The organism is Tabrizicola sp. (assembly GCF_036781545.1).
Classification (GTDB): Bacteria; Pseudomonadota; Alphaproteobacteria; order Rhodobacterales; family Rhodobacteraceae; genus Tabrizicola.
This window is the reverse complement of the sequence record NZ_DAIQAT010000048.1, coordinates 1-21,959: the sequence shown is the minus strand read 5'-3', so window position 1 is coordinate 21,959 and position 21,959 is coordinate 1. Positions and strand designations below refer to the sequence as shown.

Here is a 21,959-nt window from a genome sequence, read left to right as displayed (position 1 = left end):
CCGCGCGGTTGAACAGGGGGCTGTCGCCGGGTTCGGCATTCTTGTCGACCAGCGGGTTCGGCCGGTCGTTCGGGTCGAAGGTCGGCAGCGAGGCGAGCGCCAGGATTTCGCCCGTCCGCGCGTCCATCAGGATCGCCGCGGCGCCCTTGGCGTTCAGCATCCCCATGCCGGCGGCAAGCACCTCCTCGATGGTGGATTGCAGGGTCAGGTCGATGGACAAGGTCAGCGGCTCGCCACCCTGCGCCGGGTCGCGAAGGCGCGCGTCCATCGCTTTCTCGATGCCCGCGACGCCGATCACTTCCGCCGAATGCACGCCCTCGGCCCCGAAAGAGGTGCCGCCGAGGACATGCGCCGCCAGCGTCCCGTTCGGATAGAGCCGCATCTCGCGCGGGCCGAAGAGCAGACCGGGATCGCCGATCTCATGCACCCGCTGCATCTGTTCGGGGCTGAGCACCTTCCGGATCCAGACGAAGCTGCGGCCGTCGGTGAACCGCCGCTCCAGCGCCTTCGGGTCAAGCTCGGGGAAGATTTCCGCCAGCTTCACCGCCGTGCCCTTCGGGTCGACCATCACCTTCGGATGCGCATAAAGCGCGTGGGTCGTCATGTTGGTCGCCAGCACCCGGCCGTTGCGGTCGGTGATGTCGGCGCGTTGCGCGATGATCTCGGCCCCCGGGGCGCTCGACCTCGGCTCGACGGGGTCGGTGGCCGCCATCAGCCCCATCCGCGCGCCGATGGAGACGAAGGCCGCGACGAAGCTCAGGCACAGGAACATCAGCCGCAGCTGTGCCCGGCCCCGCGCCTTCTCGCGCGCCGCCTCGTGTCGGAGCTTCAAATTCTCGCGCTCGATGCTGTCGGGGTTCAGCCCCTCTTGCCGGGCTTGCAGGATACGGGCGAGCGGACGAAGCGGCGTGCGCATCACAGACCCTCCGCGCCAGAGCCGATGGTGCCCTGGATATCGGTGGTGAAGCTGATCTCGGGCAGTTTCGCCGCCGGATAGGCGACCTGCGCCGCGGTGCCGAACTGCGAGGGCTCCATCGGCATCAGGCCCAGCCGGTCGAAATTGGCCGTCGCCAGCTGACGCAGCCGGTCGGGGCGATTGAGATAGGCCCATTCCGCCCGCTGCACCGTCAGCGCCTCGCGCAGGCCGGAGATCTGCCGTTGCAGCCGCTCGACCTCCTTCAGCGCGGCCTGCGTCGCGTAATTCTCGCGGTAGGCCCAGAACCCCAGCGCGATCAGCGCAAGGAAGGACAGGACATAGAGCACGGGGCGCATCAGCGGCGTCCTTTCTTCTGAATCTCGGGCAGGCCCAGCTCGGCCGCCGACAGCGTCTTCGCAGGCGCCTGGGTCCGCCGCCCGACCCGCAGCTTCGCCGACCGCGCACGGGGGTTGCGGGCAATCTCGGCCTCATCCGGGGCGACGGCCTTGCGCGTGACCATATCGAACCGCGCCGTGGTGTCGGCCTTTGCCGGGGCATAGCGGTTGGCATTGGCCTCATGGCCCGAGGCAAGCTGGAAGAAGCGCTTCACGATCCGGTCTTCGAGGGAGTGGAAGGTGACGACAGCCAGCAGCCCGCCGGGTTTCAGCGCGCGTTCGGCGGCGTTCAGCCCCTCGGCGAGTTCGGCAAATTCCGTGTTCACCGCGATGCGGATCGCCTGGAAACTGCGCGTCGCGGGGTGCGACTGGCCCGGCTTCGGGCGCGGCAGGCATTTCGCCACGATCTCCGCCAGTTTCGCCGTGGTCGTGACCGGCTCGACCGCCCGCGCCGCCACGATGGCATGGGCGATCCGCCGCGAGGCCCGCTCCTCGCCGTAGTGATAGAGGATGTCGGCCAGCACCCCCTCCTCCGCCCCGTTCACTAGGTCCGCGGCGCTCTCGCCCGACTGGCTCATCCGCATGTCGAGCGGGCCGTCCTTCATGAAGGAAAACCCGCGCTCGGCCTGGTCGAGCTGCATGGAGCTGACGCCAAGGTCCAGCACCACCCCGTCCAGCGCCTCGCCCGCCAGCTCGTCCAGATCGGAGAAGGTTCCCTCGGCCAGCCTCACCCGATCGCCATAGGGCGCGGCCCATTCCGAGGCCATCCGCAGGGCCAGCGGATCACGGTCCACCCCAATGACTTGGGCAGCCCCCGCCGCCAGCAGCGCGCGGGTATAGCCGCCGGCCCCAAGCGTCCCGTCCAGCCAGACGCCGGAGACAGGCGCACATTCCCGCAGGATCGCGTCGATCAGGACCGGGATATGGGGATCTTCACTCGGGCGGCCAGTTTCAGAGGACCGGGGCAGCGGACCCTGCATCGCCCTACCCCGTCCGCTTGTGCCGCCCGACCAGGGTCAGCGGATCGGTGTCGTCCTCGTCCTCGGCGTCAAGCTCGGCCTCGTAGACCTCGCGCCGGTACAGCCGGAAGCGGTTGGTGAAGCCCGCGAAAGCGGCCTCGGCCTCGCCGGGCAGGTCACCCGCGAAGCCCATCTTCTCGCGCACGCGCGGCGGCAGGACGATACGGCCATCAGCGTCGATCTCGACCATCACCGACCGGCTGATCAGGTCGCGCTCGGCCCGCACCCGTTCGGGCGAGCCCATCTCCATCGCCTCGATGTCGGCGGCCAGCTGGTCCGCGCCGCGCTTGGAATACCCCTCGACGAAATTGCGCGCCTTGCCGCCATAGACCAGCACCAGCCGCGCGCCGCCCTTTTCGCCTTTCTGGGGATCGTCCGCGTTTAAGACGACCCGGAAGGCCGCCGGGATCGAGACCCGCGCCTTCCCGTCTACCTTCTGGTAGAACTCGCCTCTGAACGCCTCTGCCATTGCCTGGCCTTTTCAATTCCACGTCGAACCCCGGGCGATGGACATAAAAAGGCGGACCGGGTTGCTGCCACTACCCGATCCGCCGCTGTCCCATCGCTGGGCGTCCAGCTACGCGCGCCACCTGGGGGAGATGTCTGCTCGCTCGCGCGCCGGATCCTTGTTCGCCGATGAAAGGGGCTGCCTGTATGAAGCTGCCTTACGCCTTGTTCGGGGTCTTTCGTCCGCCCCTGACTTTCACTGCCCATCGCATCGTCGTGAGGTCAACTTGGCCGGGATTTCATGGGAAAGCAAGGGAAAAATTGGGAGGGGGGGGCCTCATCTTGTGTGGAAGGCCTCTGGAAAGCAGCATCTTGTGCCGCAATTCCCGAACTTTCTCCAATTTCTAGGCAAAGCTGCCAATCTTCTCCCCTACATCTTGTGCCACCGTCACACCCGATGACAGTCCCGTGATTTCCCAAGACTCTGCGTGACGCATCCGTGAGCAGAAGAAAATCCAGCCTCGATCCCGGAGAATCTGCCCGAATCGTGCCGTCGGAAACAGATCTTATGACCCGTCTCCCACGATTTCCCGAAACCTGTGATTCGAAATCCGCACATCATGCCCTGCGGTTGGGCAAACGGATTTAAGGGGTGTCCGTCAGACAGCCCGTCCGAACAGAAGCCGCAGGTAGCGCTCCAGATGGTCGAAGGCCTCGCGCGCGGGCGCGGGGGTGTTCAACGCCTTCGCCAGGATGATCCCGCCCTGGGTCACAACCTGGAACTGCTGCGCCAGGCCTTCCGCCGTCACCCCCGGCACCGGATGCGCCGCCAGAGCCTGTTCCAGATGCGGCAGCACATGCGCAAAGCCTGACCGGACGCTGCGCTCCGCCGCCTCGCGGATCGGCGGCGAAGTTTCATAGGCTTCCTGCACTGTCGTCCCGGCGACACAGGAGAATTCCGGCAGCGGCTGGCCCAGAAGCTCGCGCCGCAGGTCCAGATAGCCGAAGACCCGGTCCAGCGGATCGGGCAGGAAATTGTAGGGATGCGCGGCGAACATCGCCCCAGTCATCTGCGTCCAGTCGTCGACCAGCGCGACGCCCAGCGCTTCCTTGCTGGCGAAATGGTGGAAGAAGGCCCCCTTCGTCACCCCCGCCGCCGCGCAAAGGTCATCGACCGAAGTCGCGGCAAAGCCCCGGTGCCGCACGAGGCTCCGCGCGGCCTCGATCAGCCGCGCGCGCGCTTCGCCCCGGGGAACACGGGGGGCCTTCGTCTCCCTGGCAATGGTCACTCTGGCACCCTGGGCGTCATGCCCCCTTGTCCCAAAGGGCGGGATCAGGTGTCAACACCGCCCATTTCAGCCCGAAGGGATCGGACAGAAGACCCCAGGTGTCGCCCCAGAACTGGCGCTCATAGGGGGCAAGCACCGTGCAGCCCGCCGCCACGGCACGGTCCCACCAGGCCTGCCCGTCGGGCACCACCAGTTGCAGATGCCCGCGCGGAATCGGGTTGTCGCCGCCTTGCGCCGAGGACATGTCGGAATAGTCGGTCAGCATCAACGCTCCACCGTTGATCTCCAGCTGCAGGTGCATGAACTGGCCTGGCTGGTTCTCCATCGGCATCCGGCCGATATCCCTGGCGCCGAAAGCCTTGATGTAGAACTCCGCCGCCTCGCCACATTTTCCCGGCAGGCACAGATAGGGGATCACCCCCTGCATGATCCGGTCTTCGGGCCGATACCGGTGGTCCTGGGTCGTGTCGTTCATCTTGTCCTCCCTTGCCCGTCACGCGGGCTCTTCGGAAAAGCTGCCGGTCCGCATCGCCCCGGCGGGCCGGTAGGTGGAGATCACCACGCCCGAGGGCGAAGTCTTGCTCTCGATCAGCTTCAGCTCGGCAGGCTGCACCCCGTCCGAGAAGATGCGCTTGCCCCGCCCGATCATCACCGGGAAGACCAGCAGAACCACCTCGTCCGCCAGCCCTTCGACGATCAGAAGCGGCGTCAGCGTGGAGCTGCCCCAGACGATCAGGTCAGGCCCGCCCGCCTCTTTCACCTTGCGGATACCGGCGGCGATGTCTGGCCCCAAACCTTCCACCGGCCCCCAGTCCAGGCTGTCGGGCCGGTGCGTGGCGACGAACTTCCGGGCCCCGTTCAGGCTGTCGGCCATGGAACCTTTTCCTTGCGGCCAGTAGCGCGCGAAGATGTCATAGGTCCTGCGGCCCAGAAGCAGGTCGAACCCCTGCCCCTGCGCCTTGTCGATGGCCATACCCCCTGCCTCGTCATGATGGGGGAAGGCCCAGCCGCCGTGGTTGAAGCCGTTGCTCGGGTCCTCCTCCGGGCCGCCCGGCCCCTGGATGATCCCATCCAGCGAGATATGCTCGATGATCCTGATCTTGCGCATGTCCATCCCCCTCAGCCCGCTGCCGCGACCGCCGCCTCGATCTCGGCGATGTCGATCTTCTTCTGCTTCATCATCGCCGCCGTCGCCGCCGCCGAGACCTTCGGGTCCTTGCTCAACGTCAGCTCGGTCAGGCGCCGCGGGAAAACCTGCCAGGACACGCCGAACCGGTCCTTCAGCCAGCCGCAGACGCTCTCCTCGCCGCCATCCGCCGTCAGCGCCGCCCAAAGCCGGTCGGTTTCCGCCTGATCGTCCGTCTCGACGCTGATCGACACCGCCTCGGTCAGGGTGAAATGCGGCCCGGCATCGAGGATCTGGTAGGGCGTGCCCCCCAGATTGAAGTCCGTCACCGTGAACGGCCCCATGCCCGCATCGGCGCCGAAGCTGCGCTCGACCCGGCTGCCGGGGATCAGGTCACAATAGAACTTCGCCGCCTCCGGGCCACGGCCATCGCGGAACCAGAGACAGGTGCGAATGTTGTGGGTCATCGTCTTTCCTCCTCGAAAACATCAGCTGCCGCGAGATGCGACTCGCCGGTCATACAAGAAAGATACCAACCAGTTGGTATGTTATCAATCCGAAATCCCGCCCCAAGCAAAAACCCGCCACTCGGGCGGGTTTCAGGCAAGGCAGCACTGTGGAAAGACCTCAGCCCATCCCGCCCGCGATCAGCCGGTCGGCCAGCGCGAGATAGGGTTCGGCAAGCGGGCTGTCGGTCGCCGCGACCGGCGTCCCCGCATCCCCTGCCACCCGCACGTCCAGCGCCAGCGGCAGCTCGCCCAGGAACGGCAGGTCCAGCTTGCGCGCCTCGGCCGCCACCCCGCCATGGCCGAAGATATGGCTCTCATGCCCGCAGTTCGGGCAGACATAGGTCGACATGTTCTCCACCAGACCCAGGATCGGGGTCTTCAGCTTGCCGAACATGTCCAGCGCCTTGCGCGCATCCAGCAGCGCCACGTCCTGCGGGGTGGAAACGACGATGGCCCCCGTCAGCTGCGTCCGCTGGCAAAGCGTCAGCTGCACGTCCCCCGTCCCCGGCGGCAGGTCGATGATGAGGACGTCGAGCTTGCCCCAGGCCACCTGCCCCAGAAGCTGCTGCAAGGCCCCCATCAGCATCGGCCCGCGCCAGACCACCGCCTCGTTCTCCTTCAGCATCAGGCCGATCGACATCATCGTCACCCCATGCGCGACCAGAGGCTCGATGGTCTTGCCGTCGGGCGACGAGGGCCGACGGTTCACCCCCATCATCTTCGGCTGGCTCGGTCCATATATATCGGCATCGAGCAATCCCACGCGCCGCCCCCGCCGCGCCAGCGCCACCGCCAGGTTCGAGGCGACGGTGGATTTCCCGACGCCCCCCTTGCCCGAGGCCACCGCAATGATCCGGTCGATCCCCGATATCCGCTGCGGCCCGCCCGCCTGCGGTGTCGGATGCTGGCCGATCTTCAACGACGGCGGCGGAGGCTTCGCCGCGGGGCCATGCGCCGTCATCACCACCTGCACCGACGTCACCCCCGGCAGGGCTTTCAGCCGGGCCTCCGCCTCGGCCTGCGCCGGGCCCAGCGCCCGCGCCTCGTCGGGCGTCGCTGCCTCGATCACGAAGCGCACCACACCCCCCTCGACCGAGAGCGCGCGAATCAAATCCCGGCCTGCCAGATCGCCCCCGCCGGGGTGCGCCACCCCCGCAAGGACCTGCATCACCTGCTCCCGATCCACCGCCATCGTTCCAACTCCGCTGAAGATTTGCTCTAAGGTCGTAGCGTTTCGGCGCAAGGGCAAGGTCCGTTGACCAAATGCTCAAAAATTCGGCGAAGACCTTAATAAATCATGACATTTTCGTGACCCCAGCCATGCAGATGCTGCATGGCAGCATTGTTTAGACCCGCTATTGTGCATCTGCAGCATGAGGTTCATGTTACCCCTAACAGCGCGACAGAACGTTGCTGATGAAACTGAAGAGGCTTGAGTGACATGGCTTATGTGAACACCGCTCCCGTCGCCCGCAAGGGTTTCGCTGACCGCCTGGCTGTTGCGAAGGACGTCGTCCTGACCGCGATCAACCAGCGCCGCACCTATGCCCGCACGGTGGCTGAACTGAATTCGCTCACCGACCGTGAGCTCGCCGATCTCGGCATCTCGCGCCTCGGCATCACCGAGATCGCCCGCGAGGCCGCCTACGGCAAGTAAGATTTCGCCAGGGGTTCCCTCCCTCCTCCCTGGGAACCTCGGGCGATGCGGCGATGCCCCTCCTCCTCCCTGGGCACCGCCGCCCCTACCCGGACCGCAAAGGTCCAGACAGATCGGATGCCTCTCCTCCTCCCTGGCGTCCGGTAATGCGGCGGTGCCAACCTCCTCCCTGGCATTGCCGCTCCTTCTACGGGCCGCACAGGCCCAACCCCATCGGGCGATCCACCCTCCTCCCTCGGGTCGCCTGATCCGTGCGGCGGGGCCTCTCCTCCTCCCTGGCCCCGCCGCGCCAATCTTCCCGAAGGCCCCACCTCCTCCCGGGGCTGAAGGATCGCGGCGGTGCCACCCTCCTCCCGGCATCGCCGCTCCCATTCCGGGCCGCAGGGCCCACACCGATCGGACGCCTCTCCTCCTCCCTGGCGTCTGGTAAGCGGCGGTGCCAACCTCCTCCCTGGCACCGCTGCCCTCCTTTCCGGGCCGCGCAGGCCCGACCCCCATCGGTCGCCCACCCTCCTCCCGGGCGCACCGAGTTGCGGCGGCCCCCTCTCCTCCTCCCTTGGGGGTCGCCGCCTTTCCCCCCCGAAGCCCCCTTGCAGCCGCAGTCGGCCCGCGAAATAGTCCCGGCGACACAGCCGTCTGGGAGCCATCATGCGGGCCTCGGTCCTTTCCGCCGCCGCCGTCGCCGCGCTCGTGGGCTATGCCGCCTCGGTCGCGATCCTGCTCACCGCGGCCACCGCTTTGGGCGCCACGCCCGGGCAGACCGCCAGCTGGCTTCTCGCCATCTGCCTCGGCAAGGCCCTGGGCTCCACCCTGCTTTCCTGGCGCTCGCGTGTCCCCGTCGTCCTTGCCTGGTCCACCCCCGGCGCCGCACTGATCGCCGCGACGCATGGCATCAGCTTCGCCGAAGGCGTCGGAGCCTTCGTGATCACCGGCCTGCTCATCGCCGCCACCGGCCTCATCCGCCCATTGGGCACTCTCATCGCCCGCATCCCCGACGGCATCGCGGCCGGGATGCTGTCCGGCGTTCTCCTGCCCTTTTGCCTGAAGGGCGCGACCGCCGCGCAAGGTCTTCCTGCCCTCGTCCTGCCGATGGTCGCGGTCTTCCTCACCGTCCGGCTCTGGAACCCGGCCATGGCCACGCTGGCCGCCTTCGCCACCGGCATCGCGCTGGCCCTCCTCACCGGGTCGGACCTCTCGACCCTCCGCCTCTCCGCGCCCGTGCTGGAACCCGTGCTCCCGGAGTTTCGCCCGGGCGTCATCCTCGGCCTCGCGCTGCCGCTCTACCTCGTCACCATGGCGTCGCAGAACCTGCCCGGTTTCGCGACCCTGCGCGCCGCAGGGTACGAGCCGCCTGTCTCGGCCGCGCTGACCACCACCGGCCTGATCTCCACCATCACCGCCTTCTTCGGCGCCCATACCATCAGCATGGCGGCAATCACCGCCGCGATCTGCCTCGGCCCGGATGTCCACCCCGACCGTGACCGCCGCTGGATCGTGGGGCCCGCCTATGCCGGATTCTGGGTGCTTCTCGGCCTCCTGTCCCCCACCGTCCTGCAACTCCTCGCCGCGCTGCCCGCCCCGGTGGTCGCGGCCCTCGTGGCCCTCGCCCTCCTCGGCCCGCTGACGGGCGCGCTGACCGCCGCCTTCGCCCACGCGGACCAGCGCCTGCCCGCCACGCTGACCCTTGTCACCACCGCCTCCGGCATCGCCGCCTTCGGCATCGGCGCCGCCTTCTGGGGGCTGATGGTCGGGCTGGTCGCCTGGGGGCTGGAGCACGCAAAGACCCCGACGCGCCTGACCGCTCCTCGTTCGACGTCGTCTCTCGTCGCAGCCGGGCGAGGAGGGACGAAGCCACCGACGAGCATTCCCACCCGAAACTCTCCTGACAGCAGGCTGTCAGCAGACCCGTTGCCTGCGAAGCCTGCGAGACAGCAGTGAAACAGGCTCCACGCTAGACCCAGGCGCAAATCTTTTCGAAAAGATTTGCCAAAATCCTTCGAAGGATTTTGCCTCCCACACATGCTAACATTTTCCTAACGCCCGCAGCCAACCCCTTGAAATATCTGCAATCGCCTTGCCCGCCCACCGTGGACAGCTTGGCCCGCCCCCGCTATCCTCCCGCCCGGCCAACCAGAGGGGACCCCCATGCAGACCATGCTCGGCGTGATCGGAGGATCGGGGGTCTACCAGATCGACGGCCTCGAAGGCGCCAGCCGGGTCCGGGTGAAGACCCCTTGGGGCAAGCCGTCGGACGAGGTGCTGGTCGGCCGCCTGAACGGCCTGCCCGTCGCCTTCCTGCCCCGGCATGGACGAGGTCATGTCCACTCCCCGACATCGGTTCCCTACCACGCCAACATCGACGCGCTGAAGCGGCTGGGCTGCACCGACCTCCTCGCCGTCTCTGCCGTGGGCTCGCTCCGCGAGGACTTCGCCCCCGGCGACTTCGTGGTGGTGGATCAGTACATCGACCGCACAACCCAAAGACCGCCGTCCTTCTTCGGCCCCGGCTGCGTCGCCCATGTCAGCCTGGCCGACCCGACCTGCCCCCGCCTCGGGACGCTCGCCGCCCGGGCCGCCCGCGAGGAAGGCCTGACCGTCCACCAGAATGCCACCTACCTCTCGATGGAGGGTCCCCAGTTCTCCACCCGCGCCGAAAGCCGGATGTATCGCGCCTGGGGGGCCGATGTGATCGGGATGACCGGCATGTCCGAAGCCCGCCTCGCCCGCGAGGCCGAGCTTTGCTACGCCTCGCTTGCCATGGTGACGGACTACGACTGCTGGCACGACAGCCACGGCGCGGTGGACGTGGCGCAGGTTATCGCCGTGGTCCAGGCCAATGCCGCCGCCGCCCGCGGCCTCGTCGCGCGCCTGCCCGCCCTGATGGATGCCGACCGTCAGCCCTGCCCGCATGGATGCGACCGCGCCCTGACCCATGCCCTGATGACCGCCCCCGACAAGCGCGACCCCGAGCTGCTGGCCAAGCTCGACGCCGTGGCGGGCCGGGTCCTCTAGCCTCATGCGGCGGGTCCTGATCCTCGGGGCCGACGGCTTCATCGGTCGCCACCTCGCCTTCGGGCTCCGGGCGAAGGCCTGGGCCGTGACCGCCCAGGCCCGCAATCCCCGGCGGCTGGAGGCCATGGGCTTTGCCACCCTCCGCGCCGAGCTGACCGATCCCGCCAGCCATTCCCCCGCCTTCTGGACCCCGCACCTGACCGAAGGCGCGGCGCTCATCAACGCCGCCGGCGTCCTGACCGGACCCGAAGCCGCGTTCCGCGCTGTCCACCACGACGCGCCCCGCGCCGCCTTGCAGGCCCTCCACGGTCCTGCCCTGCTGATCTCCGCCGTCGGCACCGGGGCCGACACCCCCTTCGCCCGCTGGCGCCGCGAAACCGAGGCGCTCTTCGCCAGCCACTGCATCCTGCGCCCCGGACTGGTCCTGGGCGACACCTCCTACGGCGGCTCCTCCCTTCTCCGCGCGCTCGCCGCGATGCCACTCCGGCTGCCGGTGGTCGGCGACGGACAGCAGCCCTTCAACCCGATCCACGCCGCCGACTTGGCCGAGGTGGTGGCCGAATGCCTGGACACCGGCCTGCGGGGCACCTGGGACATCGGCGGGCCGGAAGTCGTCACGCAATCGGACCTCCTGTCCAGCTATCGTCGCTGGCTGGGACTGGCCGAGGTGCCCCGTCTGCACCTGCCCACCAAGGTAGCCATGACGCTCGGGCATCTGGGCGACGCGCTGCGGATCGGGCCGGTCTCGGCCACCGCCGTCGCCCAGCTTCAGGCCGGGGTCCTTGCCGATCCCGCACCCCTTCTCGCCCGGCTCAAGGCCCGGCCCCGCGCGGTCTCCACCTTCCTCAACGCCCGCCCGGCCGGGACGCAAGACCTCTGGCAGGCCCGCCTCTATCTCCTGAAACCCCTGATCCGCCTGACCCTCGCCGCCCTCTGGCTCGCCTCCGCCCTCCTCGGCCTGACCACCCCGGCAACCAGCTTCGTCCCCGGCCTGCCCCTGCCCGAGCCCCTGGCCGTCCTCCTCGCGCGCGGGTTCGGCCTGCTCGATCTCATCCTCGGCCTCGCCCTCCTGCGCAACTGGCGGCCCCGGCCTGTCGCCCTGACCCAGATCGCCCTCGTCCTCGCCTATACCGCCGGGCTCACCGTCCTTGCCCCGGCGCTCTGGCTCGACCCCTACGGCGGTCTCCTGAAGAACCTGCCCATCCTTGCGCTGCTCCTCACCCATCTCGCTTTGGTCGAGGAACGCTGATGGACGCCTACCTTCTTGCGAAAACCCTGCACATCCTCTCTGCCACCGTGCTGTTCGGCACCGGCATCGGCACCGCCTTCCAGATGGTCTGGGCCATGCGCGGCAATCGGGCCGAGGTGGTCGCGGGCGTGGGCTCCGGCGTGGTCGCCGCCGACTGGCTCTTCACCCTGCCCGCCGGGCTGGTGCAACCCTTGACCGGCCTCTGGCTCGCCCATCTTTCCGGGTGGAGCCTGACCGAGCCCTGGCTCCTCCTGACCTATGCGCTCTACCTGATCGCCCTTGCGGCCTGGCTGCCCGTCGTCGCCCTGCAATATCGCATCCGCGACCTCTGCCGCGCCGCGCCGCCCGGCCCGGTGCCAGAGGAGGCGCGGCGGCTCTACCACTTCTGGTTCCTCCTCGGCTGGCCCGGCTTCGGCGCGCTTGTCGCGGTGTTCTGGCTGATGGTATCGAAACCCGTCGCCTTCTTCTGAGGAACCCATGGCCAAGACCGTCAAGGACTATATCCGCACCATCGTCGACTTCCCGCATGAGGGGATCCTCTTCCGCGACGTGACCACGCTCTTCGCCGATCCGCGCGGCTTCCGGATGTGCGTGGACCAGCTCCTCGCCCCCTATGCCGGGATGCGCATCGACAAGGTCGCGGGGCTGGAGGCGCGCGGCTTCATCCTTGGCGGCGCGGTGGCGCACCAGCTGTCCACCGGCTTCGTCCCGATCCGCAAGAAGGGCAAGCTTCCCGGCCAGACCATCTCGCAGGCCTACCTCTTGGAGTACGGCGAGGCAGTGGTCGAGGTACATGACGACGCGATGCAGCCGGGCGAGAAGGTGCTGCTGGTCGACGACCTTCTCGCCACCGGCGGCACGGCGGAAGCGGGCATCCGGCTGATCGAGCGGCTCGGCGCCGAGGTGATCGGCTGCGCCTTCGTGGTCGACCTGCCGGACCTCGGCGGCCGGAAAAAGCTGGAGGGGCTGGGCATGGACGTCCATGCGCTCTGCGCGTTCGAGGGGCTCTGACGGCGCCTCCACCGGAGCTTTCGAGAACTCCGGACCGGTTTCTTCCAAGAAATCGCAACCGCGCACTGTCGGACGGGATCCCGTTAACCGTCCTGAAAGAGAATCACCCTACAAGAGGTCCTTGTCAGGGCTACCCACCCTGACCGCGCTGCTACCCACAGCGTGACCCACACACCCCCAAAGCACCCCGTCGCAGGTTCGCCTCGCGGCGGGGATGTTTCAGTCCGGCGGGCTCATCCCAATACCGCCCCCGGGTTCATGATCCCCGCAGGGTCCAGTGCCGCCTTGATCGCCCGCATCGCCGCCAGTTTCCCCGGATCGCCATAGCGCGCCAGGTCCGCAACCTTCAGCCGCCCGACCCCATGCTCGGCCGCGACCGACCCACCCAGCGAATGCACCAGATCATGCACCGCCGTCTTCACGGCATCGCGCACGCCCTCATGCTCGCCCTTCGCATGGCCCCGCGCCGGGAAGACGTTCCAGTGCAGGTTGCCGTCGCCCAGATGCCCGAAGCAGTTCACCCGGAACTCTCCCAGACCGGCGATCACCCCCGGCGCCTTCGCGATGAACCCCGGGATCGCCGACAGGGGCAGCGAGATGTCATGGCTCGACACCGCCCCCACCCTGCGGTTGGCAAGCGGGATCGTCTCGCGCAGAGCCCAGAGCTGCGCCGCCTGCGCTTCCGAGGTCGCGATCACCCCGTCCGTCACCAGCCCCGCCCCTGCCCCCGCCTCGTAGAGCCCCGCCATCACCGCCTCCGGCTCCAGCCCGGCGGGCAGTTCCAGTTCCAGCAGCACCAGCCAGTCCGGCACCGGATCGAAGGGCGCGCGCAGATCGAAGCCGGTCTCGGCCAGAAAGTCGAAGCCCGTCCGGCTGATCAGCTCGAAGCCGGAAACCAGCCCCGCCACCCGCTCGCCGCACAGCGCCAGAAGGTCCAGCGCCGCCCCCGGCGAGGGCACCGCCAGAAGCGCCACCACGCGCGCCGCAGGCAGCGGGAACAGCTTCAGGCTCGCCGCGGTGATCACCCCCAGCGTGCCTTCCGACCCGATCAGAAGGTGGCGCAGGTCGTAACCCGCGTTGTCCTTCCGAAGCCGGGTCAGCCCGTTGAACACCGTCCCGTCCGGCAAGACCGCCTCCAGCCCCAGGCACAGGTCGCGCGCATTGCCATAGCGCAGGACCGCGGTCCCCCCGGCGTTCGAGGCCAGGTTCCCGCCGATCCGGCAACTGCCCTCCGACGCCAGCGACAGCGGAAACAGCCGCCCGACCGACGCCGCATGGGCCTGCACGTCGGCCAGCACCATCCCGGCCTCGACCACCATGGCGTTTTCTTCCGGCCAGATGCCGCGCAAGGCGACCATCCGCTCCAGCGACAACAGAAGCGGCGCCGGGCCAAGGGTCAGGGTCTGCCCGCCCACCAGCCCCGTCCCGCCGCTGACGGGCACCACCCCCACCCGCGCCCCGGCACAGGCGCGCACCAGTGCCGCCACCTCCGCCGTGGTCCGGGGTCGCGCCAGCACCCCCGCCTGACCGGTCCAGCGGCCGCGCGGCTCCTCCAGATGCCGGGGCTCCGGGGCGGACAGCACCCCCTCGGGCACCACGTCAGCCAGGGCCGCGACGAAAGCGGGATCGCAGGGGTTCAGCATCGGCGTCTCCTTCCCGTCCTTCATAGCAAGGCGGGCGGGAGAGGCTAGTCCAGCCAGGCCGGTTCCAGCACCATGATCGTCGGCTGCGACGGCAGGTCGTGCAAGGACAGGGCGATCTGCGCCCCGCCGGTCTCGACCACGGTGAACTCCGGCGCCATGTCGGCGAGGAAAGCCTGCAAGCTTGCCCCGCTGAACCAGTGCATCGGGATGACGACGGAAGACCGCAGCCGCCGCACCACCCCCGCCATATCCTCCAGCCGCATCGTATAGCCGCCGTCGACCGGCACCATCACCACGTCCAGCCGCCCGATCGCCGCATATTGTTCGTCGCTCGGGATCTGGTGCAGATGGCCAAGATGGCCGATGCACAGGCCTCCCGCCTCGAAGATGAAGATCGAATTGCCGTCCCGCATCGCGCCTTCGCCGAACGGCCCTCTCGTGTCGGTCGTCACGTTGCGCACCAGCATCGCACCCAGGTCCAGGCGGTGCTCGGCGGGCCTGCCGCCCTCGGGCCAGCCCTTCAGCACATGCGGGATGCGCGGGTCGGGCGCGGCGGTCCAGTGCGAGTTATGCGCGCTGTTCATCGTGACCACGTCCGGCACCAGGTCCTGCGTGCCCAGATAGCCGGTGTAATCCGTCACCGCCACCGTGCCGTCCGCCGTCACGATCGCAAAGCTCGCATGGTCGAGGTAGCGGATCAGGACAGAGTCCGGCTCCAGCCCGTCCTGCAAGGCCGCCGGCACCACCGAAGGCTCCGCCGCCGCCACCGCGATGCAATGAGAGGCGATCCGCTCCTGCGCCAGGGCGGGCGTCGCGACAAGCGCAAGGGCGGCGAGCAGGCGCATCCGTCACCTCCGGGGCTTCCCGGCAAGCGTAACCCGGATCGCACGCGACAGGACGATCACGCCTGCGCGATTGCCAGCGCGTGGAGGGCGGCGATAGTCCGCAGGTTCCGCGCGGTCATCGGGCCGGGAAGCAGCCTCGGCAGTTTTTCCGCAAGCTTCGACGTGCCATAGCCGCCCGGCGTCGACAGGGTGAACCGGCGCGGTCCGATATGCCAGCCGTCACCCGGCAGGGCCAGCGCGCGCAGGGCGGCCTCGTCCGGAACCGGCGTCTCGCGCAGGAAGATCACATGCACCAGCTTCGGCTCGGCCCCGGCGAAAGGATGGTCGGCCAGCGCGGAAGCAAGTTCGTACGCCGCCAGAACGAAACACTCCGGCGAAAACCCGAACCGCGCCGCGATGCCCTCCCGGATCATCCCTTCCAGGTCCGGCGCTTCCAAATCGCTGTCGAAAACCGCGTTGCCCGACTGGATATAGGTCTGCACCGCCCCGAAGCCCATGCCCCCGAGCATCTCCCGGAATTCCGCCATGGGCAGCTTCCCCGCTCCCCCGACGTTTACCCCCCGCAACAGAGCGACCCACCGTGCCATGCACCCCTCCCGAATGCCTTTCACATTTGCCCAAATATCCCCGCCGGAGGCAGTTCCGAGCGACTTTGCGTCCTTCACGCAAAGCCGCGAGACGAAAGGATTGCGCGTCAGCGCTCAATTCAGCAGGCGCTGCGCCCTCAGCCCACGTCGGTCCGTCCGCGCCGGTCGCCCCTGAGGTTGGCGTAAAGCACGTGGTTGCGCCAGCGTCCGTTGATCTGCAGGTAGCTCTGCGCCACGCCTTCATACTTGAAGCCGCACTTTTCCAGCACCCCGCGCGAGGGCAGGTTTTCCGGCAGGCAGGCCGCCTCCAGCCGCGACAGGTCCAGCCGCGTGAAGGCATGATGGGTCAGCGCCAGGATCGCCTCGCGCATGTAGCCCTGCCGCGCGAAGGGCTCGCCGATCCAGTAGCCGAAGGTGCCGGTCTGCGCCGGGCCGCGGCGGATGTTGTCCAGCGTCAGCGCGCCCAGAAGCTGGTTGTCCGCGCGCCGGATCAGAAGCATCGGCAGCGCCTGGCCCTGCGCCTCCGCCCGCTGCGCCCAGTACACCCGGTTGGTGAAGGCCCGCCGCGTCAGGTGGTCGGTCGACCATACCGGCTCCCATTTCACCAGGAATTCCGCCGAGGCTTCGCGCAACTCGGACCATTGCCGCCAGTCGGCATGTTCGGGCAGCCGCAGCGTCATCCGCTCGGTCTCGACCCGGACGCGGCGCTTCAGGCCCAGCATCAGGGGGCAAGCCCCCGCCGGACTTCCTCGATGCCGGGCGCCGCCGCCACCGGCCCATAGACCGCCAGCGCCGCCTTTGCCCCGGTCAGTTCCGCCGCATAGCCGCGCACCGCGCCGGTATCCACCGCGTCGATCTTCGCCACGGCCTCGGCGACGTCGGGCACCCGGCCCCAGATCGACAACAGCCGCGCATTGCGTTCCGCGCGTGAGGACGGGCTTTCCAGCCCCATCAACAACCCCGCCCGCAGTTGCGCCCGCGCCCGCGCCACCTCGGCCTCGGTCATGTCCGCCGCCGCACGCCGCAACTCGTCCACCGTCAACCGGGTGAGTTCCCCGATCTCGGCCTCCGAGGTTCCGGCGTAGATCGTGACCTGTCCGGTATCCTCATAGGCCGCCGATTGCGCATGGATCGAATAGCAAAGGCCCCGGTCCTCGCGGATGCGCTGGAAAAGGCGGCTCGACATGCCGCCGCCCATTGCGGTGGCATAGACCTGCGCGGTGTAGACCTTGTCGTCACGGTAGCCCGGCGCCTCGAACGACAGCGCGAAATGCACCTGCTCCAGGTCCTTGATCTCGCGCCGCTCGCCACCGACAAAGCGCGCGGGTTCCACCTTCGAGGCCCCCACCGCCTTCAGCCCGCCGAAAATCCGTTCCGCCGCAGCAACCACCGCCGCATGGTCCACGCCCCCGGCCGCCGACAGGATCATCTGGTCCGGCCCGTAGTGCCTGCCGGTGAAGCCTTCGAAATCCACCTTGCGAAAGGCCGAAACGCGCTCTTCCGGTCCCAGGATCGTCCGGCCGAAGCTCTGGTCCGGATAACTCACCTCGTGCAGCCAGTCGAAGATGATGTCGTCCGGCGTGTCCAGCGCCTGGCCGATCTCCTGCAGGATGACGTGCCGCTCGGTCTCGATATCGGTCTTGCGGAACAGAGGGTTGAGCACGATGTCGGCGATCACGTCCAGCGCCATCAGCACATCGCCGGACAGGACCCGCGCGTAATAGGCGGTCATCTCGCGGCTGGTATAGGCGTTGATATACCCGCCCACATCCTCGATCTCTTCGGCGATCCGCAGCGCCGACCGCCGCCGGGTGCCCTTGAACGCCATATGCTCCAGGAAATGCGCGATGCCGTTCTGCTCGGGCGTCTCGTGCCGGCCCCCGGCCTCGACCCACAGGCCGACGCTGGCCGATTGCAGGCCCGGCATCGCCTCGGTCACGATGCGGAAGCCGTTCGGCAGGGTGTGCAGTTGCTGCATCAACGATGGATCCTTTCGCGGACCAGCGCCTGCAACACGGCAAGGTCGTTCGGCACCCGCGTCATCCGCTCCTTGCGCTGGAACAGGTCCGCCATATGCGGCGGCAGGCCCGGCCGGATTCCGGTCGCCCGTTCCACCGCATCGGGGAATTTCGCCGGATGCGCGGTGGCCAGCGTGATCATCGGCGGCGCGCCCACATGCTCTTCCGCCACCTTCACCCCCACGGCGGAATGCGGGCAGAGGAGTTCCCCCGTCGTCTTCCAGTGCCGCGCGATCACCGCCAGCGTCTCCTCCTCGGAACAGCGGCCCGAGGCGAAGGTCGCCCGCAAGCCTTCGATAGCGCCTTGGCTGATCCGGAACCCGCCGGATTTCAGCTCGCCCATCAGCGCCGCCACCGCTGCGCCGTCGCGGCCATAGGCATCGAACAGCGCGCGCTCGAAATTGGAAGACACCTGAATGTCCATCGACGGGCTCATCGACGGCCTGACGCCGTCGGTCCGATAGTCGCCCGAGCGCAGAGCCCGGTCGAGGATGTCGTTCTGGTTGGTGGCGATCACCAGCTGGTCGATGGGCAGGCCCATCCGCTTGGCGATGTAGCCCGCGAAGATGTCGCCGAAATTGCCCGTCGGCACGGTGAAGCTGACCGCCCGGTGCGGGGCGCCCAGGGCGGTGGCGGCGTAGAAATAATAGACCACCTGCGCCAGAACCCGCGCCCAGTTGATGCTGTTCACCCCGGCCAGCCGCACGCCATCGCGGAAGGCGAAGTCGTTGAACATGTCCTTCACGCGGGCCTGACAGTCGTCAAAGTCGCCGTCCATTGCCAGCGCATGGACGTTGGCCTCCGAAGGCGTGGTCATCTGCCGCCGCTGCACATCCGACACCCGGCCATGCGGGAAAAGGATGAACACATCCACATTGGCAAGCCCCCGGAAGGCCTCCATCGCCGCCGACCCGGTATCGCCGCTGGTCGCACCGACGATGGTGATCCGCTCCCCGGTCTTGGCCAAAGCCGCCTGCATCATCTGCCCGATGAGCTGCATGGCGAAATCCTTGAAGGCCAGCGTCGGCCCGTGGAACAGCTCCAGAAGGAAATGGTTCGACCCGAGCTGCACCAAAGGTGCGCGGGCGGCGTGGTGAAAGCCCTCATAGGCCTTGGCGATCAGGCCCTTGAACTCGTCGTCCGAAAAGAACCCGCCCAGATAGGGCCGCATCACCCGGAAGGCGACCTCCTCGTAAGGCGCCCCCGCCAGCGCCGCGATTTCGGCCTTGGTCATCACCGGGATCGTATCCGGCACATAAAGCCCGCCGTCGCGGGCAAGGCCCGTCATCATCGCCTCGCCGAAGCCAAGGACAGGGGCCGCGCCGCGGGTCGAGATATATTGCATTGCCATCGCCTTCACACCTTCCGCGTCCTGATACGCCAGACAAGAAAGACTGTCATCCCCGCCCATGTCGCCGCCAGAAGGAACCACTGGATCGCATAGCCCCAATGGTCGTTGGGGATGCCCGAAGTGTCGACCGGCACCGGCGCGATGCCGTCACCGGTGGGGGCGCTGGCGACGATCAGCGTGGGCTCCGTCCCCAGCTTCACAGCCATCGTGGAGACGTCGCGCGCGAACCACAGGCCCGTCTTCGCATCCGGCGGCGGCGTGAAGCTGCCGGTGTCCTGCGGCCAGTGCAGGTTGCCCTCGACCTTCGCCTCATGCGGCGCGCGCGGCACTCCCCGCGCCTCGTCCTCGATGAAGCCGCGCTGCACCATGATCCGCCGCCCGCCCGGCAGCGCGAACGCCTCGATCACCAGCACGCCGGGGCTCGCCCCCGTCTGCCCCGCCAGCACCTCCAGATACTCGCCGGTGAAGCGCCCTTCGGCGAACACCGCCTGGAACTTGTCCCGGTTCTCGTCCGGCACCTCCGGCAGCGGGATCGGCGCATTGAAAATCCGCGCCGCGATCTCGTCCAGATAGACCCGCTTCTCCTCCATCCGGCTGAGCTGCCAGAAGCCAAGGCTCATCAGCACGGCAACCCCGACGATCCCCATCAGGACCGGAAAGACATATCGGCGCATCGGCATCCCCGGAAATGCAAGCGCAGGCCCGAAGGCCCGCGCTTCTGGCTTGTCAGAGGCGAAGGGTCAGCCCTGGCCCCAGACGTAGATGGCGGCGAACAGGAACAGCCAGACCACGTCGACGAAGTGCCAGTACCAGGCTGCGGCCTCGAAGCCGACATGCTGCTCGGGGGTGAAATGCCCCTTCAGCGCGCGGATCAGGCAGACGGTCAGGAAGATCGTCCCAATGATGACGTGGAAACCGTGGAAGCCCGTCGCCATGAAGAAGCTGGCGCCATAGATGTTGCCGGCGAAACCGAAGGCCGCGTGGCTGTACTCGTAGGCCTGCAGCAGGGTGAAGATGAAGCCCAGACCGATGGCCAGGATCAGCCCGTTCACCAGGTCCTTGCGGTTGTTCTCGTGCACCAGCGCATGGTGCGCCCAGGTCGCGGCGCAGCCCGACAGCAGCAGGATCAGCGTGTTGATGAAGGGCAGGTGCCAGGGGTCGAAGGTCTCGATCCCGGCGGGGGGCCAGACGCCGTCGACGGCCGGGGACTGCGGCCCCATCGGATACATGCGGTGCTTGAAGAAGGTCCAGAACCAGGCCGAGAAGAACATCACTTCCGACATGATGAACAGGATGAACCCGTAGCGCAGGCCCAGGCGGACGACCGGGGTATGGTCGCCGGTCTGCCCCTCGTGCACCACTTCCGACCACCACGCGAACATGGTGTACAGCACACCCGCAAGCCCGATCAGCCCCATCCAGGGTGCCGAGCCGTGCATCCACAAGACCGCGCCGAACAGCATCACGAAGCCCGCCACGGCCCCGAACAGCGGCCAGATCGAGGGCGGCAGGATGTGGTAGTCGTGGTTCTTCGCGTGGGCCATGGCCGGGGTTTCCCTCGTTGTGTCTCAGTTCACCGCAGATGCATCGTCTGCGGGGGGTTCAAGAGCTGCCTGTTTCTCGGGCAGCGGTGTCTGGTGGAAGGTATAGCTGAGCGTGATCTCATGCACAAACTTCCCGTCCGGGTCGTCGAGAATGGCGGGGTCGACGAAAAAGCTGACCGGCATCTGCACGGTTTCCCCCGGCTGCAGCACCTGTTCGGAGAAGCAGAAGCAGTCGATCTTGGTGAAATAACCGCCCGACGTGTCAGGGAAGACGTTGAAACTGGCGGTGCCCGCAATCACCCGGTCGGTCGGGTTGTGCGCCTCGTAGAAGGCCAGCCCCGTCTCGCCAATCCGCAGCTCCATCGTGCGGACCACCGGCTTGAAGCTCCACGGCATGTTCTGGTCGACCGAGGCGTCGAAGCGAATCCTCACGGTCTGGTCGAGGATCACCCCCGGCGCCGCCTCGGCGCGCTGCGGCGTGCCGCCATAACCCGTCACCCGGCAGAACCAGCTGTAGAACGGCACCGCCGCGAACGAGAGCGAGCCCATGGTCAGGACCACGGCCACAAGCTGCACCAGCGTGCGGTTCTTGCCCGTAAGCCTTGGGAAGATCATGGCTGCACCTCCTCTTTCGGCACCGAAGAAGGCTGGACCACATGGTCATAGCCCTGCATCGGATCGCCCCGCTTCACCTTGACCACCGTCAGCGCGAAGACCAGCGCGACGAAGGCCGCCAGCGTCAGCCCCACGCCCAGGTTCCGGCTGAACCGGCGCTTGTGAAGCTCATGTTCGGGCCGGAAGCTCATCACCAGCCCCCCAGCCCCACCGATTTCAGCGCCGCTTCCGCCAGGAAGGCCGCGAAATGCAGGAACAGGTACAGCAGGGAAAACCGGAAGAACGCCTTTTCGGCAGCATAATTGTCGGCCTCTGCCATCACCTCGTCGCGCCGCCACAGCCGCACCGCACCCAGAACGAAGCCCGCGTTCAGCACCACGGCCACCGCCAGCGTCAGCGGCCCGCCGATCTGCGTCACCGCGGCCCCCAGAGCGACCGGCACCAGAAGGATCGTATAGGCCAGGATGTGCGCCCGCGTGGCCTTCCGGCCATGCGTCACCGTCAGCATCGGCACGCCCGCCGCGTGGTAATCTTCCTTCATGAACAGCGCGAGCGCCCAGAAATGCGGCGGCGTCCACATGAAGATCAGCGCGAACATCAAAAAGGCCTCGACCGAGACCGACCCCGTCGCCGCCACCCAGCCGATCATCGGCGGAAACGCCCCCGCCGCGCCGCCGATCACGATGTTCTGCGGGGTCGAGCGTTTCAGCCACATCGAATAGACGA

At 67.9% G+C, this 21,959-nt stretch carries 25 protein-coding genes and 1 pseudogene; 6 read left to right on the top strand and 20 right to left on the bottom strand.

Annotated features, from left to right (window positions below; translation table 11 throughout):
* The 9 genes and pseudogenes from V7Q39_RS09770 to V7Q39_RS09730 form a co-directional block, all read right to left on the bottom strand.
* Positions 1–919 (bottom strand): annotated as a pseudogene (locus V7Q39_RS09770) (penicillin-binding protein 2); the annotation flags it as partial.
* Positions 916–1,272, bottom strand: a complete 357-nt coding sequence (gene ftsL, locus V7Q39_RS09765; RefSeq protein WP_333816385.1) for a cell division protein FtsL — start codon at positions 1,270–1,272, stop codon at positions 916–918. The gene ftsL and the pseudogene V7Q39_RS09770, both read right to left, overlap by 4 nt.
* On the bottom strand, positions 1,272–2,291 hold the full coding sequence (gene rsmH, locus V7Q39_RS09760) for a 16S rRNA (cytosine(1402)-N(4))-methyltransferase RsmH (RefSeq protein WP_333816384.1): 1,020 nt from the start codon (positions 2,289–2,291) through the stop codon (positions 1,272–1,274). Before rsmH ends, ftsL begins: the two co-directional genes overlap by 1 nt.
* A gap of 4 nt (positions 2,292–2,295) precedes the next feature.
* Entirely contained in the window at positions 2,296–2,799 is a 504-nt protein-coding gene (locus V7Q39_RS09755) for a division/cell wall cluster transcriptional repressor MraZ (protein ID WP_333816383.1), read from the bottom strand.
* A gap of 637 nt (positions 2,800–3,436) precedes the next feature.
* Complete coding sequence (locus V7Q39_RS09750; protein WP_333816382.1) at positions 3,437–4,066, bottom strand: TetR/AcrR family transcriptional regulator; 630 nt, start codon at positions 4,064–4,066, stop codon at positions 3,437–3,439.
* A gap of 16 nt (positions 4,067–4,082) precedes the next feature.
* Positions 4,083–4,541, bottom strand: coding sequence for a VOC family protein (locus V7Q39_RS09745; protein ID WP_333816381.1), 459 nt, complete (start codon positions 4,539–4,541; stop codon positions 4,083–4,085).
* Positions 4,542–4,559: 18 nt separating this feature from the next.
* Complete coding sequence (locus V7Q39_RS09740; protein ID WP_333816380.1) at positions 4,560–5,174, bottom strand: dihydrofolate reductase family protein; 615 nt, start codon at positions 5,172–5,174, stop codon at positions 4,560–4,562.
* An 11-nt stretch (positions 5,175–5,185) separates the two neighbouring features.
* Positions 5,186–5,659, bottom strand: coding sequence for a VOC family protein (locus tag V7Q39_RS09735; protein ID WP_333816379.1), 474 nt, complete (start codon positions 5,657–5,659; stop codon positions 5,186–5,188).
* A gap of 160 nt (positions 5,660–5,819) precedes the next feature.
* On the bottom strand, positions 5,820–6,893 hold the full coding sequence (locus tag V7Q39_RS09730) for an Mrp/NBP35 family ATP-binding protein (RefSeq protein WP_333816378.1): 1,074 nt from the start codon (positions 6,891–6,893) through the stop codon (positions 5,820–5,822).
* Between the two features lie 249 nt (positions 6,894–7,142).
* On the opposite strand from V7Q39_RS09730, the gene V7Q39_RS09725 reads away from it, so the two are divergent.
* From V7Q39_RS09725 to V7Q39_RS09700, 6 genes are all read left to right on the top strand, one after another.
* The gene (locus V7Q39_RS09725) at positions 7,143–7,358 is read left to right on the top strand and encodes a DUF1127 domain-containing protein (RefSeq protein ID WP_333816377.1); all 216 of its coding nucleotides are present in this window, start codon (positions 7,143–7,145) and stop codon (positions 7,356–7,358) included.
* 648 nt (positions 7,359–8,006) lie between these two features.
* The gene (locus tag V7Q39_RS09720; RefSeq protein WP_333816376.1) at positions 8,007–9,296 is read left to right on the top strand and encodes a benzoate/H(+) symporter BenE family transporter; all 1,290 of its coding nucleotides are present in this window, start codon (positions 8,007–8,009) and stop codon (positions 9,294–9,296) included.
* A gap of 207 nt (positions 9,297–9,503) precedes the next feature.
* Positions 9,504–10,370, top strand: a complete 867-nt coding sequence (locus V7Q39_RS09715; protein ID WP_333816375.1) for an S-methyl-5'-thioadenosine phosphorylase — start codon at positions 9,504–9,506, stop codon at positions 10,368–10,370.
* 4 nt (positions 10,371–10,374) lie between these two features.
* A complete protein-coding gene (locus V7Q39_RS09710) occupies positions 10,375–11,619 on the top strand; it encodes an SDR family oxidoreductase (RefSeq protein ID WP_333816374.1) in 1,245 nt (414 codons plus the stop codon).
* The gene (locus V7Q39_RS09705; protein ID WP_333816373.1) at positions 11,619–12,089 is read left to right on the top strand and encodes a DUF2269 family protein; all 471 of its coding nucleotides are present in this window, start codon (positions 11,619–11,621) and stop codon (positions 12,087–12,089) included. The genes V7Q39_RS09710 and V7Q39_RS09705 overlap by 1 nt, the downstream gene beginning before the upstream one ends.
* 7 nt (positions 12,090–12,096) lie before the next feature.
* Positions 12,097–12,630: an adenine phosphoribosyltransferase gene (locus V7Q39_RS09700; protein ID WP_333816372.1), complete on the top strand. Its 534-nt coding sequence runs from the start codon at positions 12,097–12,099 to the stop codon at positions 12,628–12,630.
* Between the two features lie 233 nt (positions 12,631–12,863).
* Here the strand turns inward: V7Q39_RS09700 and V7Q39_RS09695 are convergent, their stop codons facing one another.
* From V7Q39_RS09695 to V7Q39_RS09645, 11 genes are all read right to left on the bottom strand, one after another.
* Positions 12,864–14,273 (bottom strand): FAD-binding oxidoreductase, encoded by a 1,410-nt coding sequence (locus V7Q39_RS09695; RefSeq protein ID WP_333816371.1) that lies wholly within the window; start codon positions 14,271–14,273, stop codon positions 12,864–12,866.
* Positions 14,274–14,317: 44 nt separating this feature from the next.
* Entirely contained in the window at positions 14,318–15,118 is an 801-nt protein-coding gene (locus V7Q39_RS09690) for an MBL fold metallo-hydrolase (RefSeq protein ID WP_333816370.1), read from the bottom strand.
* 56 nt (positions 15,119–15,174) lie between these two features.
* Positions 15,175–15,705, bottom strand: coding sequence for a DUF1697 domain-containing protein (locus tag V7Q39_RS09685; RefSeq protein ID WP_333816369.1), 531 nt, complete (start codon positions 15,703–15,705; stop codon positions 15,175–15,177).
* A 137-nt stretch (positions 15,706–15,842) separates the two neighbouring features.
* Complete coding sequence (locus V7Q39_RS09680) at positions 15,843–16,427, bottom strand: GNAT family N-acetyltransferase (protein ID WP_333816368.1); 585 nt, start codon at positions 16,425–16,427, stop codon at positions 15,843–15,845.
* The gene (locus V7Q39_RS09675; RefSeq protein ID WP_333816366.1) at positions 16,427–17,683 is read right to left on the bottom strand and encodes a M16 family metallopeptidase; all 1,257 of its coding nucleotides are present in this window, start codon (positions 17,681–17,683) and stop codon (positions 16,427–16,429) included. Before V7Q39_RS09675 ends, V7Q39_RS09680 begins: the two co-directional genes overlap by 1 nt.
* On the bottom strand, positions 17,683–19,068 hold the full coding sequence (thrC, locus tag V7Q39_RS09670; RefSeq protein ID WP_333816386.1) for a threonine synthase: 1,386 nt from the start codon (positions 19,066–19,068) through the stop codon (positions 17,683–17,685). The genes V7Q39_RS09675 and thrC overlap by 1 nt, the downstream gene beginning before the upstream one ends.
* An 11-nt stretch (positions 19,069–19,079) precedes the next feature.
* A complete protein-coding gene (locus V7Q39_RS09665; RefSeq protein WP_333816365.1) occupies positions 19,080–19,748 on the bottom strand; it encodes an SURF1 family protein in 669 nt (222 codons plus the stop codon).
* A 66-nt stretch (positions 19,749–19,814) separates the two neighbouring features.
* Positions 19,815–20,618 carry a cytochrome c oxidase subunit 3 gene (locus V7Q39_RS09660; protein ID WP_333816364.1) on the bottom strand — a complete coding sequence of 268 codons (804 nt, stop codon included), beginning with the start codon at positions 20,616–20,618 and terminating at the stop codon, positions 19,815–19,817.
* A 24-nt stretch (positions 20,619–20,642) separates the two neighbouring features.
* Entirely contained in the window at positions 20,643–21,233 is a 591-nt protein-coding gene (locus V7Q39_RS09655; protein WP_333816362.1) for a cytochrome c oxidase assembly protein, read from the bottom strand.
* Complete coding sequence (locus V7Q39_RS09650; protein WP_333816361.1) at positions 21,230–21,424, bottom strand: hypothetical protein; 195 nt, start codon at positions 21,422–21,424, stop codon at positions 21,230–21,232. Before V7Q39_RS09650 ends, V7Q39_RS09655 begins: the two co-directional genes overlap by 4 nt.
* The coding region (locus V7Q39_RS09645; protein ID WP_333816360.1) for a UbiA family prenyltransferase at positions 21,424–21,959 on the bottom strand (536 nt) is incomplete at its 5' end. The genes V7Q39_RS09645 and V7Q39_RS09650, both read right to left, overlap by 1 nt.

Excerpts from the sequence above, each read along its gene's own strand:
- V7Q39_RS09655 (WP_333816362.1), bottom strand. The coding sequence starts at position 21,233 with ATGATCTTCCCAAGGCTTACGGGCAAGAACCGCACGCTGGTGCAGCTT.
- V7Q39_RS09680 (WP_333816368.1), bottom strand. The coding sequence starts at position 16,427 with ATGCTGGGCCTGAAGCGCCGCGTCCGGGTCGAGACCGAGCGGATGACG.
- V7Q39_RS09740 (WP_333816380.1), bottom strand. The coding sequence starts at position 5,174 with ATGCGCAAGATCAGGATCATCGAGCATATCTCGCTGGATGGGATCATC.
- V7Q39_RS09705 (WP_333816373.1), top strand. The coding sequence starts at position 11,619 with ATGGACGCCTACCTTCTTGCGAAAACCCTGCACATCCTCTCTGCCACC.
- V7Q39_RS09665 (WP_333816365.1), bottom strand. The coding sequence starts at position 19,748 with ATGCGCCGATATGTCTTTCCGGTCCTGATGGGGATCGTCGGGGTTGCC.
- V7Q39_RS09720 (WP_333816376.1), top strand. The coding sequence starts at position 8,007 with ATGCGGGCCTCGGTCCTTTCCGCCGCCGCCGTCGCCGCGCTCGTGGGC.
- V7Q39_RS09685 (WP_333816369.1), bottom strand. The coding sequence starts at position 15,705 with ATGGCACGGTGGGTCGCTCTGTTGCGGGGGGTAAACGTCGGGGGAGCG.
- V7Q39_RS09725 (WP_333816377.1), top strand. The coding sequence starts at position 7,143 with ATGGCTTATGTGAACACCGCTCCCGTCGCCCGCAAGGGTTTCGCTGAC.
- V7Q39_RS09675 (WP_333816366.1), bottom strand. The coding sequence starts at position 17,683 with ATGCAGCAACTGCACACCCTGCCGAACGGCTTCCGCATCGTGACCGAG.
- V7Q39_RS09715 (WP_333816375.1), top strand. The coding sequence starts at position 9,504 with ATGCAGACCATGCTCGGCGTGATCGGAGGATCGGGGGTCTACCAGATC.
- V7Q39_RS09690 (WP_333816370.1), bottom strand. The coding sequence starts at position 15,118 with ATGCGCCTGCTCGCCGCCCTTGCGCTTGTCGCGACGCCCGCCCTGGCG.
- V7Q39_RS09650 (WP_333816361.1), bottom strand. The coding sequence starts at position 21,424 with ATGAGCTTCCGGCCCGAACATGAGCTTCACAAGCGCCGGTTCAGCCGG.
- V7Q39_RS09695 (WP_333816371.1), bottom strand. The coding sequence starts at position 14,273 with ATGCTGAACCCCTGCGATCCCGCTTTCGTCGCGGCCCTGGCTGACGTG.
- V7Q39_RS09755 (WP_333816383.1), bottom strand. The coding sequence starts at position 2,799 with ATGGCAGAGGCGTTCAGAGGCGAGTTCTACCAGAAGGTAGACGGGAAG.
- V7Q39_RS09710 (WP_333816374.1), top strand. The coding sequence starts at position 10,375 with ATGCGGCGGGTCCTGATCCTCGGGGCCGACGGCTTCATCGGTCGCCAC.
- V7Q39_RS09660 (WP_333816364.1), bottom strand. The coding sequence starts at position 20,618 with ATGGCCCACGCGAAGAACCACGACTACCACATCCTGCCGCCCTCGATC.
- V7Q39_RS09745 (WP_333816381.1), bottom strand. The coding sequence starts at position 4,541 with ATGAACGACACGACCCAGGACCACCGGTATCGGCCCGAAGACCGGATC.
- V7Q39_RS09730 (WP_333816378.1), bottom strand. The coding sequence starts at position 6,893 with ATGGCGGTGGATCGGGAGCAGGTGATGCAGGTCCTTGCGGGGGTGGCG.
- V7Q39_RS09700 (WP_333816372.1), top strand. The coding sequence starts at position 12,097 with ATGGCCAAGACCGTCAAGGACTATATCCGCACCATCGTCGACTTCCCG.
- V7Q39_RS09735 (WP_333816379.1), bottom strand. The coding sequence starts at position 5,659 with ATGACCCACAACATTCGCACCTGTCTCTGGTTCCGCGATGGCCGTGGC.
- rsmH (WP_333816384.1), bottom strand. The coding sequence starts at position 2,291 with ATGCAGGGTCCGCTGCCCCGGTCCTCTGAAACTGGCCGCCCGAGTGAA.
- ftsL (WP_333816385.1), bottom strand. The coding sequence starts at position 1,272 with ATGCGCCCCGTGCTCTATGTCCTGTCCTTCCTTGCGCTGATCGCGCTG.
- thrC (WP_333816386.1), bottom strand. The coding sequence starts at position 19,068 with ATGCAATATATCTCGACCCGCGGCGCGGCCCCTGTCCTTGGCTTCGGC.